Here is a 14718-nt window from a genome sequence, read left to right on the forward strand (position 1 = left end):
ACAACAACAGCAACGCAGGACAGCGATTACCTCGGCCGCATGGCGCAGCTCACGGCCGAACTGAATCGCCACATTTTTTCTTACCACGTGCAGGACGCGCCGACCATTCCGGACGCCGAGTACGACCGCCTGTTCCGCGAACTGCAGGCGCTCGAAGCGGCGCACCCGGAAGCGGTTTCGGTCGACTCGCCCACCTACCGCGTGGGCGCGACGCCCCTGCCCGAGTTCAATCAGGTCACGCACAGCATTCCCATGCTCTCGCTGAACAACGGCTTCGAGGACGAGGATATCGAAAACTTCGACCGCCGCGCGCGCGAAGGCCTCGACGCGGAGCAGGTCGAGTATGCGGCCGAACTCAAATTCGACGGCCTGGCGATCAGCCTGCGCTACGAGAACGGCGTGTTCGTGCAGGCCGCCACGCGCGGCGACGGCGCCACCGGCGAAGACGTGACGGCGAACATCCGCACGGTGCGCGCCATTCCTCTGCGCCTGCATGGCGACACGGTGCCGGCGGTGCTCGAAGTGCGTGGCGAAGTGTTGATGTACAAGGCCGATTTCGCCAAGCTCAATGCGCGCCAGCGCGACGCCGGCCAGAAGGAATTCGCCAACCCGCGCAACGCCGCCGCCGGCAGCCTGCGCCAGCTCGACTCGCGCATCACCGCCCAGCGCAGTCTGCGCTTCTTTTCCTACGGAGTCGGCGCGCTGGAAGGCGCCGACATGCCGCCATCGCATTCGGCCCTGCTGGACTGGTACCAGACGCTCGGCCTGCCGGTGTCAAACGAGCGCGCCGTCGTCACCGGCGCGCAAGGCTTGATCGACTACTACCGCGACATCGGCAAGCGTCGCCCAAGCCTGGCCTACGAGATCGACGGCGTGGTCTATAAAGTCAACAGCCTCGAACAGCAGCAACAACTTGGTTTTGTGTCGCGCGCGCCGCGCTTTGCCATCGCCCACAAATTCCCGGCCGAAGAGGCGCTCACGCAGGTGCTCGACATCGAAGTGCAGGTCGGCCGCACCGGCGCGATCACCCCGGTGGCGCGCCTGGCGCAGGTCAACGTGGGCGGCGTGAACGTCACCAACGCCACCTTGCACAACGAAGGCGAAGTGCGGCGCAAGGATATCCGCATCGGCGACACGGTCATCGTGCGCCGCGCCGGCGACGTGATTCCCGAAGTGGTGTCGTTCGTGGCCGAGCGCCGTCCGCTTGATGTGCGCGAATTCGTCATGCCGGCCAACTGCCCGGTGTGCGGCTCGCCGATCGTGCGCATGGATGACGAAGCCGTGGCACGCTGCTCCGGCGGCTGGACCCACTGCAGCGCCCAGAAGAAGGGTGGCTTGATGCACTTCGTGTCGCGCCGCGCGCTCGACGTCGAAGGCCTGGGCGACCAGCTGATCGAACAACTGGTCGACAAGGGCCTGATCCACAACGCGGCCGACCTGTACACGCTCGACAAGGACAAGCTGGCCGGTCTTGACCGCATGGCCGCCAAGTCGGCCCAGAACGTGGTCGACGCGCTCGAAAAATCGCGCGACACCACTATGGCGCGCTTCATTTACGCGCTCGGTATCCGGAATGTCGGCGAGTCGACCGCCAAGGCGCTGGCCCAGCACTTCGGCAACCTCGAAGCGCTGCTGCACGCGGCCAGCTTCGAAGGCGGCCTGCAACTGCTGGAAGTGCCCGACATCGGCCCGATCGTGGCGCGCTCGATCAGCGAATTTTTGACCGATGCCGATAACCTGGCGCTGGTGCGCCTTCTCTCCGGCGTGCTGCGCTGGAAGGAAGGCGAGCACGTGATGAAGAACACGGGCGCCATGGCCGGCAAGACCTTTGTCATCACCGGCACCTTGCCGACCCTGTCGCGCGACGAAGCCGGCGCGCTGGTCGAAGCAGCCGGCGGCAAAGTCTCCGGATCGGTATCGAAAAAGACCTCCTATGTCGTTGCCGGTGCGGATGCCGGCAGCAAACTGGCCAAGGCGCAGGAGCTCGGCATCACGCTCCTCGACGAAGCGGCCCTTCTTTCACTGCTGGCGACAGCATCTTCCACGGAACCGAATCAAGATGAATCCAGTTAGAAAAGCAGTCTTTCCCGTAGCCGGTCTCGGTAGCCGTTTTCTGCCGGCCACCAAGGCACAGCCGAAGGAAATGCTGCCGATCGTCGACAAGCCGCTGATCCAGTATGCGGTCGAAGAGGCGGTCGCCGCCGGCATCACCGAAATGATCTTCATCACGGGCCGCAACAAGCGCGCCATCGAAGACCATTTCGACAAGGCCTACGAACTCGAATCGGAACTCGAAGCAGCCGGCAAGGAGGCGCTGCTCGAACTGGTGCGCAACGTCATCCCGAAGAACATCAACTGCATCTACATTCGCCAGTCCGCGCCGCTGGGCCTCGGGCATGCGGTGCTGTGCGCGCGTCCGGTGGTGGGCAACGAGCCGTTCGCGGTGCTGCTGGCGGACGACTTCATGGACACCGATCCGGGCGAGCGTCCGGTGCTGGCGCAGATGACCGACGTCTACGCCTACGAGCAATGCAGCGTGCTGGCGGTGCAAGAAGTACCGCGCGCGAACACGCGCCAGTACGGCATCGTGAAAGCGACCTCGTACCGGGAAAACCTGGAACTGGTGTCCGAAATCGTCGAAAAGCCGATGCCTGACGTGGCGCCGTCGACCCTGGCGGTGGTGGGGCGCTATATTTTGTCGCCCAAGATTTTCCGCTACCTGGAGCACATCGGCACCGGCGCCGGCGGCGAAATCCAGCTCACCGACGGCATTGCCGCGCTGATGGCCGCCGAACGCGTGCTGGCTTACCGCTATGCGGGCCAGCGCTACGATTGCGGCTCCAAGCTGGGCTACCTGACGGCAATGACGGCGATGGGCCTGAAGCACCCTGAAACCGGCGAGGGCTTCCGCACCTTCCTCGAACAGCTGCACCGCGAGCAGAATTTCTCATGACCGTCCGCGAGATCCTCAAGATGGGCGACCCGCGTTTGCTGCGGGTGGCCGAACCGGTACGCGAGTTCGGCACGCCGGCCATGGAGGCACTGATCGCCGACATGTTCGACACCATGCACCATGCGAATGGCGCCGGGCTGGCCGCGCCGCAGATCGGCGTCAATTTGCAGCTGGTGATTTTCGGCTTCAAGGACAACCAGCGCTATCCGGACGCGCCGGCGGTGCCGCAGACGGTGCTGATCAATCCTGTGCTCACGCCGCTGTCGAAACACAAGGAAGAAGCGTTCGAAGGCTGCCTGTCGGTGCCGGGACTGCGCGGCAGCGTGCCGCGCTTCACGCACCTGCGCTACGAAGGCGTGGACCAGCATGGCAAGCGCATCGAGCGTGAAGTCGACGGCTTTCATGCGCGCGTGGTGCAGCACGAAGTCGACCACCTGCTCGGCATCCTGTATCCGATGCGGATCGAGGACTTCACCAAATTTGGCTACACGCAGGTCATGTTCCCCGACCTGGACCCTGACGAAGACGATTGATCACCATGATATTGAAGACTTTGCCGGCCCTGGGCCTGGCGCTGCTCGTGTGCGCTCCGGCGCTGGCCCAGGATGCGGCCACCCCTGACGCTAACGCCACCGCCTTCGACGGCAGCGAAAAGCGCAGCCAGGTATGGCTCACCAGCGGCTTTGCGACCTACCACTTCCAGAGCGACAAGGACCTCAACGGGCGCAATCCCGGGGTCGGCGTCGAGTACCGCCTGTCGGAGCATTCGGCGCTGACGGCGGGACGTTTCTTCAACAGTGACCGCCAGCACTCGAAGTATGTGGGCATGTATTACCAGCCCCTGTCGTACGCGGGCGTGCGCCTTGGGGCGGTGCTGGGCGGCTTCGACGGCTATCCCAAGATGCGCGACGGCGGCTGGTTCCTGGCTGCGATTCCGACCGCCACGTTCGAGTACAAGCGCGTGGGCGTGAACGTGGCGGTGGTGCCGACCTATAAAGACCGGCTGCATGGCGGGATTTCGGTGCAGCTCAAACTCAAGCTGTTCGAGTAGTCCTACTTGAGGTGCTGCGCGAAAAAGGCCCGCGTCCTGTCGTTGGCCTGCGCGGCCGCCTGCGCGTCGAAGTGCACGCCGTTCCAGCGCGCGAAGGCGTGGTTCTGGCCGGGATAGGTAAAGATCTGCACGAGCGGGTTGCCCTCGGCCGCTTGGGCGATGGCGGCGCGCGCGTTTGCTGAAATGTATTCGTCGGCTTCGCCCAGGTGCATCATCAGCGGGCAGGCGAGATTCTTGAAGGCGCCGGTGTGCTTCTCGGTGCCGCCGCCGTAGTAGGCGACCGCGGCGTCGGGCCTGGCGCGGGTGGCGGTCAGGAAGGTCAGCAGGCCGCCCATGCAAAAGCCCATCACGCCCGCCTTGCCGGTGGCGCCGGGCAGGACGCGCGCCGCCGCCAGGGTGGCGGCGATATCGTCCACGCCCTTGTCCACGTCGAACGCTTTATAGAGCGTCATGGCCTTTTTCCATTCGGCGTCGGTCTTGTCGGTCAATTCCACATTCGGTTCGAGGCGCCAGAACAGGTCGGGGCAAACCGCGATGTAGCCTTGCGCGGCGAGACGGTCGCACGTCTCGCGCAGGTCGGCGTTGATGCCGAAGATCTCTTGCAGGACGACGATGGACGGAGCGGGCGTGGCGGCCGGACGGGCGACGTAGGCACCAAAGCTGCCGTCAGGCGTATCGATGGAAATGCGTTCGTTCATGTGCTGCCTCCTTACGCTGGTGAGGAGACAATTGTGGCACAAACAGGCAATCCGGAACGCCCGCGTAACACGGGCGTCCTGCTCAACGCTTTACTTTCCCCAGCGGGTCACCCTTGTTCCAGGTCGGCATGGTGGCCGCATTGGCCACCTCATACCCGAGATTGAGGGTGAACTGCGCCTGCTGCACCATGCCGCGCAAATCCCAGGCCGGGTTGTACTCGTCGCTGACCTGATGGTAGTGATCCTTGAAACCGACCATCTTCGCGTTTGAGGCGCCGTGTTCGTGGTCGAACTCAAAGCTGCCATCGCCCGAGAACACCGCCGAACCCACATTAAACGCCGGCACGCCCGCTTTGGCAAAATTGAAATGGTCGGCGCGGAAGTAGGCTCCTCCCAGGTCGGAAATTGGCGGCGCCAGGCGCAGGCCCATGGCCTTGGCCACCTTGGCGGCGCTGGCGTGCAGGCTGCTGCGTTCCGCGCCGGCCACGCCGATGTCGCGCGTGAGGCCGACGAAGTTCATGCTGTCCAGGTTCAGGTCCGCCGCCGTTTTTGCCAGCGGCCAGACCGGGTCGCGCACGTAACCGAGGCTGCCGATCAGGCCCTGTTCCTCGGCGCACGGCCACAGGAAAATCTGGGTGCGGCGGGCCGGCTGGCGCACCGCCACCTGCGCCATCGTCAGCAGCGCCGCCGAGCCGGAGGCGTTGTCGACCGCGCCGTTCCAGATGTGATCGGGCTTGCCTTCGGCGCTGTCGATGCCGAGGTGGTCCCAGTGGGCCGAATAGATCACGGCCTGCTCCTTGAGCTTCGCGTCGGTGCCCGGCACGATGCCGACCACATTGAACTGTTCGACCGGGCGGATGGCGCTGTCGACGGCGACCGTGGCACGCGCTTTCAGATCGACCGCCTTGAAGCGGCGCACTTCCGCTTTGGCGCGCAGGGCGTCGAGGTCCTGGCCGGCGGCCGCGAACAGGGCGCGCACCGTCTCTTCCTGCAGCCAGCCTTGCAGCGCGTTGCCTTCGCCGGCCAGGTGGAACTGCTCCTTGCTCATGCCGTTGGCCGGCACGCTCCACGGGTAGGAGGCCGACTCGGTCGTGTGAATCAGCAGTACGCCGGCGGCGCCGCGGCGCAGCGCTTCTTCGTATTTGTACATCCAGCGCCCGGGGTAGGTGAGCGATTTGCCGCCGAAGCGGTTCGGTTCCGCCGCCGTGGGCTTGGGGTCGTTGACCATCATGATCAGCAGCTTGCCCGTGACGTCGACGCCCTTGTAGTCGTCCCAGTTTTCATCGTCGGCGCTGATGCCGTAGCCGACGAACAGCACCGGCGCGTCGAAGCGCACTTTCGATTTGCCGCTGGCGTTGTTGAAGACGATCTCCTTGCCGAGCTGCGGCGACATCGTCTTGCCGCCCACATCGAAGCTCACCGCGCTGGTGGAGAGCGTCTTGGTGCCGACCATTTTCACGGACTGGCGGTACGCCTTCCCGACGCCGGGCAAGAGGCCGATGGCGGCGGCCTGGGTTTCGAGATAGCGCACGGCCAGTTCGCCGCCGCGCTGGCCGGTGCCGCGGCCTTCGAGCATGTCGTCGGCCAGAAAGGAGAGGTGGGCGCGCAGGGGCGCTTCGGCGACCACTGGCGCTGTTGCCGCGCCGGCGGCGCGTTTCTGGGCGAGGGCCGGCTGGCTGGCGAGGACGAGGCCGATGGCGAGTGCGGAAACGCGGCGCATTGATGCTCCAATAAAAATGGAGCATCGTGCCATGAATGGGGCAGGGAAGCAATCGGCCATCCTCGCGGGCGATGGCTGCCACGTTGCGTCGCACCAGTATATCAATTACAATTTTGCAACTTTCGGCGCGCATGCGCCCCTTCATGACGTTCACGTGTTCGCGCACAATCATTTTTACCGCAGCTTGCCTGCCCGGAGAAGCACGATGTTCCATCTTTCCGCCGCGCTCGTGACGACCTACGGTCTTCTCGCGCTTGCTGTTTGTTCAGTGTGGTTCCCTCCGGTGACCTTGCGTTCCAAACGGGAGGTTCCGCCATGGCTGTGCTTGCTGACGCTCGCCTGCGCAAGCGGTGTGGCGACCGGCTTGCTGTCCCTGCCAGCCATTGCGGCGCTCATTGTGCTAGGCGCGCTGGCGTACGGCGCACGGCGCAGCGAGAGCGGGCCGCTGCACGTGCTGCTGATGGTGGCGATGGGGAGCATGCTGCTGGCCCTGTCGATGCACCGTTTTCCCGGTTTCGTCAATCCGCCGCTGGTGTCCGGTCTGTTGATCAGTGATGCGGCGGACCCGGTGACGCAACGGCTCAATTTCGATACCGCCGCCGCCGGACTGATCCTGTTCGCGCTGTTTTGCGTACCGGCCCGGACCCGCGCGCAATGGCGGCCGGTCAGGCGGAATTACTGGATCATCCTCGGTACCCCGCTGATCGTGCTGCCGGTCGGGGTGCAGGTTGGCTATGTCGACGTGGACTTCAAGCTGTTCGCTTACACGCCCGTGTTTTTCGCGATTAACCTGTTGTTCACCTGCGTGGCCGAGGAAGCATTCTTCCGCGGCTTTATTCAGGAGCAGCTGACGCGCGCGATGAGCCGCTGGAAGGCGGGGCCGGCCATCGCCCTGTGCGTGGCGGCAGTCCTGTTCGGGCTGGCGCACGCGCGGGGAGGGCCACTGCTGATCGGCCTGGCGACCCTGGCCGGGCTGGGGTACGGTTATGCCTACCTGCGCTCGAAGCGCATCGAAACGGCCATCCTGACCCACCTGGCGCTCAATGGCATCCACTTCATTGCGTTCACGTATCCACGCCTGAGCCCGGCCTGAGGTAGCGGGGCGGGCGCGGCCTGCCTGTCCGCGCACGTCTAGCGCTGCAACATGATCAAATCTGCAATTTTATTGTTGCGATAGTTGTTTATTAATGGCAATATGTTTGCCCAGCGGCTACAGATCCTCTGTCGCGCGACGATCCCGTTCGTCCCGACCATCTCACTCATAAGGATAATTTCATGAAACAGTACAGCGCCGAATTTCTCGGAACATTTTGGCTCGTGCTCGGCGGTTGCGGCAGTGCCGTGCTGGCGGCGGCGTTTCCGGGCGTCGGTATCGGCTTGCACGGTGTCTCGCTGGCGTTCGGCCTGACGGTGCTTACCATGGCGTACGCCATCGGCCATATTTCCGGTTGCCACCTGAACCCGGCGGTGTCGATCGGCTTGTGGGCTGGCGGGCGCTTTCCGGCGTCGAAACTGCTGCCTTACATTGGCGCCCAGGTTGTCGGGGCAATTGCCGCCGGCGGCGTGCTGTATATCATCGCCAGCGGCGCCGCCGGCTTTGACGTGAGCAAGGGTTTTGCCTCCAACGGCTACGGCGACCATTCGCCGGGCGGCTACTCGCTGCTGGCGGCGCTGGTGACGGAAGTGGTCATGACGATGTTCTTCCTGATCGTGATCCTCGGCGCGACCGACAAGCGCGTGCCGGCCGGCTTCGCACCACTGCCGATCGGGCTGGCGCTGACCCTGATCCACCTGATCAGCATCCCGGTCACCAACACCTCGGTCAACCCGGCGCGCAGCACCGGCGTTGCCCTGTATGTAGGCGACTGGGCAGTCGGCCAGCTGTGGCTGTTCTGGGTGGCGCCGACCGTTGGTGCCTTGCTTGGTGCGCTGGTTTACCGTTTCATTGCCAGCGAGGAGAAGTAAGCACTAGTCACGCCGCGCGGTCTGTCCAGGTCGGACTTGCTTGCCAGGCCGCAAATAACGCCACTGCCGGACCGGCGGATCGCCGGTTCCACCTCGCCGGTGCTTGCGCTTTTCAAGCCGGGCACTTGCAATCCCGCTCTGTTGCACATGCGGCAGATCCGGTGCTTCATCCCATCCTTGAGCGTGAAGCTGATCAGTTTGCGCGCTCCAGGCGCCAGCGTTGCGGCGCCAGTCCATTCGCGCTCCACTGCTGGATCACGGCGCCGTCGAGCAGGCTGCCGTCGCGGTTGTCGAGCATCAACGAGCTGTTTCGGTTGCGCACGCCGACATGCTGGGTCGTGCCCGGCACCAGCTGCCACTGCTGGTTATGGGTCGCGCCGTAGGGCTGGGTCTTGACCGCCACCCCGGGCGCGGTGCTGTGGCCCGCCACATCGACCACGTTGCCGTTGTAGTTCGAGGTGAGCTTGAACCAGGCGCCGTCGACCGGGTCGAGCGACCATAGCTGGTCGGAATTGTTGAGGTTCGTGAATTGCCAGATGGCGGCGCCGTTTGCCGCGGCGGCGCGGTCGATGCTCATCACCTTGCCGCTGGCCTCGTTGCGCACGCGGTACCAGATGGTGCCGCTTCCTTCGCCGGATGGCCGCGTCACGGGCATGCCGGCGGCGACCGGCGCGCCGATCACGGGAATGTCGCCATTCCAGCTCACCTTCTGGATGCGCGTGGTGCGTGAATCGCCGCAGCCCTGGCCGGTGGCGGGATTGGCATGGTAGACGATCCAGTCCTCGGTGCCGTCCGGGGACTTGGTAAAGCCGTTGTGGCCGGGACCGAAGGCGCCGTTGCCTTTTTGTAGGATCGGCGTGGCCGCCTTGCTCCAGTTGGACGGCATGGTCAGGTCCGCGCCCAGATTGGCGGTGAGCAGGCCGAGCTTGTAATCGTCGGTCCAGCATCCGCTGGCCGAGATGCTCAGGTGCACCTTATTGCCATGCACGATGAATGCCGGCGCCTCGTTGACCGCCGCGCCGGACTTTTCCCAGACGAGCGTCGGGGTGGAAATGATCGCGCCCTTGCCGATGAGCGTGGTCGGACTGCTCATGCGCGCGATCTTGATCCGCTGCGGTTGTCCGCCGGAGATGTCCGACCAAGCCATGTAGAGCTGGCCGTTGATGTTGGCCACGGTCTGGTCGATCGCCCAGCTGTCCTCGCTGTCGGCCACCTTGACCGGCGCGCTCCAGGTGCCGGTGGTCGGATCGGCGCTGGGGTTGCGGATGGCAAACACGCGGTGCTGGTTGTCGGTGCCGGCGCCCGAAAAATAGATGTACCAGGCGCCGTTGATATGGTTGATCTCGGGCGCCCAGATTTCCTTGCTGGTGCAGTTATTGCCGCTGCAGGCGGCGGTTTTGACGAACACGGTGACTGGCGTGCGCGCACCGATGCCCGACAGCGAGGGCGACTTGCGCAGCTCCAGCTTGTCCCAGCCGGGCGCGGTGGAAACGAAGTAGTAATTGCCGTCGCTGTGGCGCATGACGTGGGGATCGGCCGAGGAGGCCGTGCTTGGCCCGACCGGGTTGATGAAGGTGGTCGAAGCGGCGCCGGCGAGGACGGGCAACAGCAGGGCGGCGACGCAGGCGGCGAGCCGTCCCGCCGGGATAACGGGTTGTTTCAACATTGGCAGTCTCCATTGGTGAACCGCCGCCTGTGGGCGGACGGTACGGCCATGGTGTGCCACGGCTCGCCAGCAGAGTATGTACGTCACTTCAAGAGCCGTCTAATCCCAAAGCGGACATCGCGGACGACAAAAAAGTGATCGCAGATTGCGCTCAGAACTGCTCGTCAGGGCGCAGATAGCGCCATTGCCCGACCGGCAGATCGCCGAGCTTGACCTTGCCGATGCGCACGCGTTTCAGGCCAATCACTTTCAAACCCACCATATCGCACATGCGGCGGATCTGGCGTTTCTTGCCTTCCCTGAGCGTGAAGCTGAGCTGGTCGTCGTTCTGCCAGCGCACCTTGGCCGCCAGCAGCGGCTTGCCGTCCATCCACAGGCCGAAGCACAGCTTTTTCAAATCCGATTCCGGCAGCTTGCCTTCCTTGGTGTACTGCACGCGCACCAGGTATTCCTTTTCGATGGCGGTATCCTGCCCGATCAGGGTCTTGGCCACGCGCCCGTCCTGCGTGAGGATCAGCAGGCCGACCGAATCGATGTCGAGCCGTCCGGCCGGCACCAGCGAACGCAGCTGGGTCGGGTGGAAGGTTTCCGGCGACGGGTCGTCGGCCCAGCGGTTCTCGGCCTTGATGAGGGCCACGGCCGGCGTGTAGCCGTCCTCGGCCTGGCCGCTGACGTAGCCCATCGGCTTGTTGATCAGCACGGTAACGCGCTTGGATTGCTCGGCCGCGGCCTGGCGCTCGACGGTGATTTTCTGGTGCGGCAGCACTTTGCTGCCCAGTTCGGAGATGACCTGGCCATCGACCCGCACCCAGCCGCGTGCGATCCATTCATCGGCTTCGCGGCGCGAAGAGAGCCCGAGTTCGGACATGCGTTTGGAGAGGCGTACTAATTCAGTCATGGCTTGCTTTGTAAAGGTTGCTTAAGGGTTGCTGGAAAGGGAAATTCTAAAAATTACACGCGCAGCGCGTCGAGCAGGTCGGTTTCGAGCTGGATCTGGTTGCGCGCGTTGTTGAGCACGGCGCCATCGACCAGGAACACGTCTTCCACCCGCTCGCCCAGGGTCATGATCTTGGCCGTGTGCAGGTTGATGCGGTAGCGCGTGAGCACGTTGGCGATGGCGTAGAGCAGCCCGGTGCGGTCGTTGGCCGCGATCGAGAGCAGGTAATACTGGCCGCGCTCGTCGGGCCGCAAGTCGACCGTCGGCGTGAGCGGAAAGGTGCGCGACAGGCGCGAGAGCCGGCCGCGCGTGGGCGCCGGCAAGGGCGCCTGCGAGGTCAGCAGTTCGCAAATCTCGTGCTCGATCAGGTTGATGATGTCGCGGTAGCTCTTGGCGAAGCTCTGCTCGGTCACCATGAAGGTATCGAGCGCGTAGCCATGCCGGGTCGTGTGGATCTTGGCGTCGAGAATGCTGAAATTCTTGCGGTCGAAATAGCTGCAGATGCGCGCGAACAGATCGGGCTGGTCCTTGGCATAGACCGCCACCTGCAAGCCTTCGCCGATCGGCGCCAGGCGGCATTTGACGACCGGCTTGACGCTGTCGAGCTTATCCCATAGCGAGCGCGTCTGCCAGGCGATGTCGGAGGCGTCGTGGCGCAGGAAGTAGGCGACGTCGAGCTGCTTCCACAAGTCGACGTGGGCGATGTCGGGCAGGCCGTACAGGCGCAGCGTGGCCATCGCTTCTTCCTGGCGGTTCTTCAGCTCGCGGTCGGCCGAATGCGGCTCGCCCCCCAGCACGCGCAAGGTCACGCGGTACAAGTCTTCGAGCAGCTTGGCCTTCCACGCGTTCCACACCTTGGGGCTGGTGCCGCGGATGTCGGCCACCGTGAGCAGGTACAGCGCGGTCAGGTGGCGTTCGTCCTTGACCACTTTGGCGAAGCTTTCGATCACGTCCGGGTCCGACAGGTCCTGCTTTTGCGCGACCTGCGACATGGTCAGGTGGTTTTCGACCAGGAACACCACCAGTTCGGTATCTTCCGAGCCGATGGCGTGGTCTTCGCAGAACTGGGCGGCGTCCACGGTGCCGAGCTTGGAATGGTCGCCGCCGCGGCCCTTGGCGATGTCGTGAAACAGCGCGGCCACGTACAGCAGCCAGGACTTGCGGAAATTGGCGATCAGTTGGCTGCAGAATGGGTATTCGTGCGCGTGCTCGGTCATCGTGAAGCGGCGCATGTTGCGCACCACCATCAGGATATGCTGGTCGACCGTGTACACATGGAACAGGTCATGCTGCATCTGGCCCACGATGCGGCGAAAATTGGGCAGGTAGCGCCCCAGGATGCTGGTGTCGTTCATGCGCCGCAGCGCGTGCACCAGGCCCACCGGCGCCTGCAGGATGCGCAGGAACAAGGCGCGGTTGACCGGGTCTTCGCGGAATTTGGCGTCGATCTCGAAGCGCGCGTGCCACAGGGCGCGCATGGTGCGCGCCGTCATGCCCTTGAGGTGCGGGCGCTCGGTCATCAGCACGAACACTTCCAGCACTGTCGAGGGCTGCCTGGTGAAGGTGTCGTCCTGCGCGATGTCGATCAGGCCGTTGACATCGTTGAAGCGCTCGTTGATCGCCTCGGCCTCGTTGGCCTCGGGGAAGAGCTGCGCTTCGATATTCTGCAGCATGATGGTGTTGAGCTGGGTGACCGTCTTGGCCGCCCAGTAGTAGCGCTGCATCAGGTATTCGCTGGCGCGGCGGGCATTGATCCCTTCGCCGGTGGTTTTCAGGCCGAAGCTTTCCGCGATCGGGGTCTGGACGTCGAACACCAGGCGGTCTTCGCGCCGGTTGGCGTGCAGGTGCAGGCGCACGCGGATATCCTTGAAGGCGCGCTCCTTTTCCATCAGCTGGCGCGCCTCGGTCTGGGTGATCAGGCCGCGCGTGGCCAGCTGGCTCCAGGAGTTCGCCAGTCCGGCCGCCTTGGCCACCCACAGGATCACCTGCAGGTCGCGCAGGCCGCCGGGGCTTTCCTTGACGTTGGGCTCCAGCGAGAACGCCGTGTCTTCGTATTTGGCGTGGCGCAGGCGCATTTCGGCCGCCTTGGCGTGGAAAAACGCACGCGGGTCGAGCGTGCCAAGGTAGCGTTCCTGCAATTGTTCGAACAGGACCGCATCGCCGCACACCAGGCGCGCTTCGAGCAGGCTGGTTTGCACCGTGATGTCGGCCTTCGACTCGCTCATGCACTCCTCGATGGTGCGGATGCTCGAGCCGATTTCCAGGCCCAGGTCCCACAGCATCTGCACCAGCTCTTCGAGCTTGGCCCGGGTGATGGCGTCGGCCGGTTCGGACAGCAGGATCAGCAGGTCGACATCGGAAAACGGAAACAGTTCGCCGCGCCCGTAGCCGCCCACGCCCACCAGCGCGGTGGAGGCGGGCAGGCCGACCGTTTGCCACGCTTCGGCGAGCACCTCGTCGACGCTGTGGCGCAGGCCGCGCAGCAGCTTTTCGGGCTTGCCGTCGGCGCGGAAGGCGGCGATCAGCACCGCCCGCTCCGCCTTCAGCCTTTGCTTGAGGAGGTCGCGGGACTGCTTCTTGAGCGCGGCGGCGGGCATGGCGGGATTCGCCTTAGGCCGTGACGGCCTGGCTGGCCTCGGTGATGAAGGCCGGCGGCGGTGGCGAACCGGCCGAGACGGTCAGCACTTCGTAGCCGGTCTCGGTGACCAGGATCGTGTGTTCCCACTGGGCCGACGGTTTCTTGTCCTTGGTCTTGATGGTCCAGCCATCGCCCATTTCCTTGATCTCGCGGCGGCCGGCGTTGATCATCGGCTCGATGGTGAAGATCATGCCCGCTTCCAGGCGCTCCAGGGTGCCGGGACGGCCGTAGTGCAGCACCTGCGGCTCTTCGTGAAAGACCTTGCCGATGCCGTGGCCGCAGAATTCGCGCACCACGCTGTAGCCGTTCTTTTCGGCGTGCTGCTGGATCACGTGGCCGATGTCGCCCAGGTGCGCGCCCGGCTTGACCTGGGCAATGCCGAGCCACATGCATTCGTAGGTGACTTCGGAGAGGCGCTTGGCCAGGATCGACGGTTTGCCGACCAGGAACATGCGGCTGTTGTCGCCGTGGTAGCCATCCTTGATGACGGTGATGTCGAGGTTGACCATGTCGCCATCCTTGAGCACCTTATCGCCCGGAATGCCGTGGCAGATCACGTCGTTGACGGAGGTGCAGATGGCTTTCGGATAGGGCGTGTAGCCCGGCGGGCAATAGTTCAGCGGGGCGGGGATGGTGCCCTGTACGTTCACCATGTATTCGTGGCAAAGACGGTCCAGTTCGCCCGTGGTGACGCCGACCTTGACGAAGGGCGTGATGTAGTCGAGCACTTCGGAGCCGAGCCGGCCGGCGATGCGCATGCCTTCGATGTCGGCGGGGGATTTGATCGAGATGTTGGACATAAGTTGGCAATCAGCAATAAAACGGTAAGAATCAGTAACAGCGGGATGGTGGTGCGAAAACCCGTGCAAATATGGTGACCATTATAATGGATAACGCACGCGTCGCTCCCGTGAGTCCGTCGCTCGTTGCGCTCGCCGCCGCGCGTGGCGCAGCTACTCGTCGTTCCTGCCATTGGCAGAAACGACTTCCCGCGCCAAGGCGGCACTCTGCGGGAACGCATGCGTTCCCCCTAAGGTCGTGCTGCAACCGATGAGCGACAAACTTGGATTCCCGCCTGCGCGGGAATGAC

General features: G+C 64.3%; 12 protein-coding genes. 6 read left to right on the plus strand and 6 right to left on the minus strand.

Translation table 11 applies throughout. From position 1 onward, the window contains the following. The first annotated feature begins 39 nt into the window (after positions 1–39). The 4 genes from ligA to CR152_RS21180 are packed head-to-tail and all read left to right on the plus strand — an operon-like array spanning position 40 to position 4004. Entirely contained in the window at positions 40–2073 is a 2034-nt protein-coding gene (gene ligA / locus CR152_RS21165; RefSeq protein ID WP_099878127.1) for an NAD-dependent DNA ligase LigA, read from the plus strand. Further along, a complete protein-coding gene (gene galU, locus CR152_RS21170) occupies positions 2060–2953 on the plus strand; it encodes a UTP--glucose-1-phosphate uridylyltransferase GalU (RefSeq protein WP_099878130.1) in 894 nt (297 codons plus the stop codon). Before ligA ends, galU begins: the two co-directional genes overlap by 14 nt. After that, positions 2950–3486 carry a peptide deformylase gene (gene def / locus CR152_RS21175; RefSeq protein ID WP_099878133.1) on the plus strand — a complete coding sequence of 179 codons (537 nt, stop codon included), beginning with the start codon at positions 2950–2952 and terminating at the stop codon, positions 3484–3486. Before galU ends, def begins: the two co-directional genes overlap by 4 nt. A 5-nt stretch (positions 3487–3491) precedes the next feature. Beyond that, the gene (locus CR152_RS21180; protein WP_229413493.1) at positions 3492–4004 is read left to right on the plus strand and encodes a hypothetical protein; all 513 of its coding nucleotides are present in this window, start codon (positions 3492–3494) and stop codon (positions 4002–4004) included. Between the two features lie 2 nt (positions 4005–4006). Here CR152_RS21180 and CR152_RS21185 read toward each other — a convergent pair whose 3' ends face one another. Then, entirely contained in the window at positions 4007–4702 is a 696-nt protein-coding gene (locus tag CR152_RS21185) for a dienelactone hydrolase family protein (protein WP_099878136.1), read from the minus strand. Between the two features lie 82 nt (positions 4703–4784). Then, on the minus strand, positions 4785–6422 hold the full coding sequence (locus CR152_RS21190; RefSeq protein WP_099878138.1) for a M28 family peptidase: 1638 nt from the start codon (positions 6420–6422) through the stop codon (positions 4785–4787). Positions 6423–6627: 205 nt separating this feature from the next. Between CR152_RS21190 and CR152_RS21195 the strand changes: the two genes are divergently transcribed. Both CR152_RS21195 and aqpZ read left to right on the plus strand, forming a co-directional pair. Beyond that, a complete protein-coding gene (locus CR152_RS21195; protein WP_157778636.1) occupies positions 6628–7515 on the plus strand; it encodes a CPBP family intramembrane glutamic endopeptidase in 888 nt (295 codons plus the stop codon). 182 nt (positions 7516–7697) lie between these two features. Next, positions 7698–8387: an aquaporin Z gene (gene aqpZ / locus CR152_RS21200; protein WP_099878144.1), complete on the plus strand. Its 690-nt coding sequence runs from the start codon at positions 7698–7700 to the stop codon at positions 8385–8387. A gap of 193 nt (positions 8388–8580) precedes the next feature. On the opposite strand, the gene CR152_RS21205 is transcribed toward aqpZ, so the two are convergent. From CR152_RS21205 to map, 4 genes are all read right to left on the minus strand, one after another. Continuing rightward, a complete protein-coding gene (locus CR152_RS21205) occupies positions 8581–10053 on the minus strand; it encodes a family 43 glycosylhydrolase (RefSeq protein WP_099878147.1) in 1473 nt (490 codons plus the stop codon). Positions 10054–10204: 151 nt separating this feature from the next. Beyond that, positions 10205–10951 carry a pseudouridine synthase gene (locus tag CR152_RS21210; protein WP_054262920.1) on the minus strand — a complete coding sequence of 249 codons (747 nt, stop codon included), beginning with the start codon at positions 10949–10951 and terminating at the stop codon, positions 10205–10207. A gap of 53 nt (positions 10952–11004) precedes the next feature. Beyond that, on the minus strand, positions 11005–13587 hold the full coding sequence (locus tag CR152_RS21215; RefSeq protein WP_099878150.1) for a [protein-PII] uridylyltransferase: 2583 nt from the start codon (positions 13585–13587) through the stop codon (positions 11005–11007). Positions 13588–13600: 13 nt separating this feature from the next. Further along, positions 13601–14428 carry a type I methionyl aminopeptidase gene (gene map / locus CR152_RS21220; protein ID WP_099878153.1) on the minus strand — a complete coding sequence of 276 codons (828 nt, stop codon included), beginning with the start codon at positions 14426–14428 and terminating at the stop codon, positions 13601–13603. Positions 14429–14718 lie beyond the last annotated feature (290 nt).

Source organism: Massilia violaceinigra (genome assembly GCF_002752675.1).
Classification (GTDB): Bacteria; Pseudomonadota; Gammaproteobacteria; order Burkholderiales; family Burkholderiaceae_D; genus Telluria_A; species Telluria_A violaceinigra.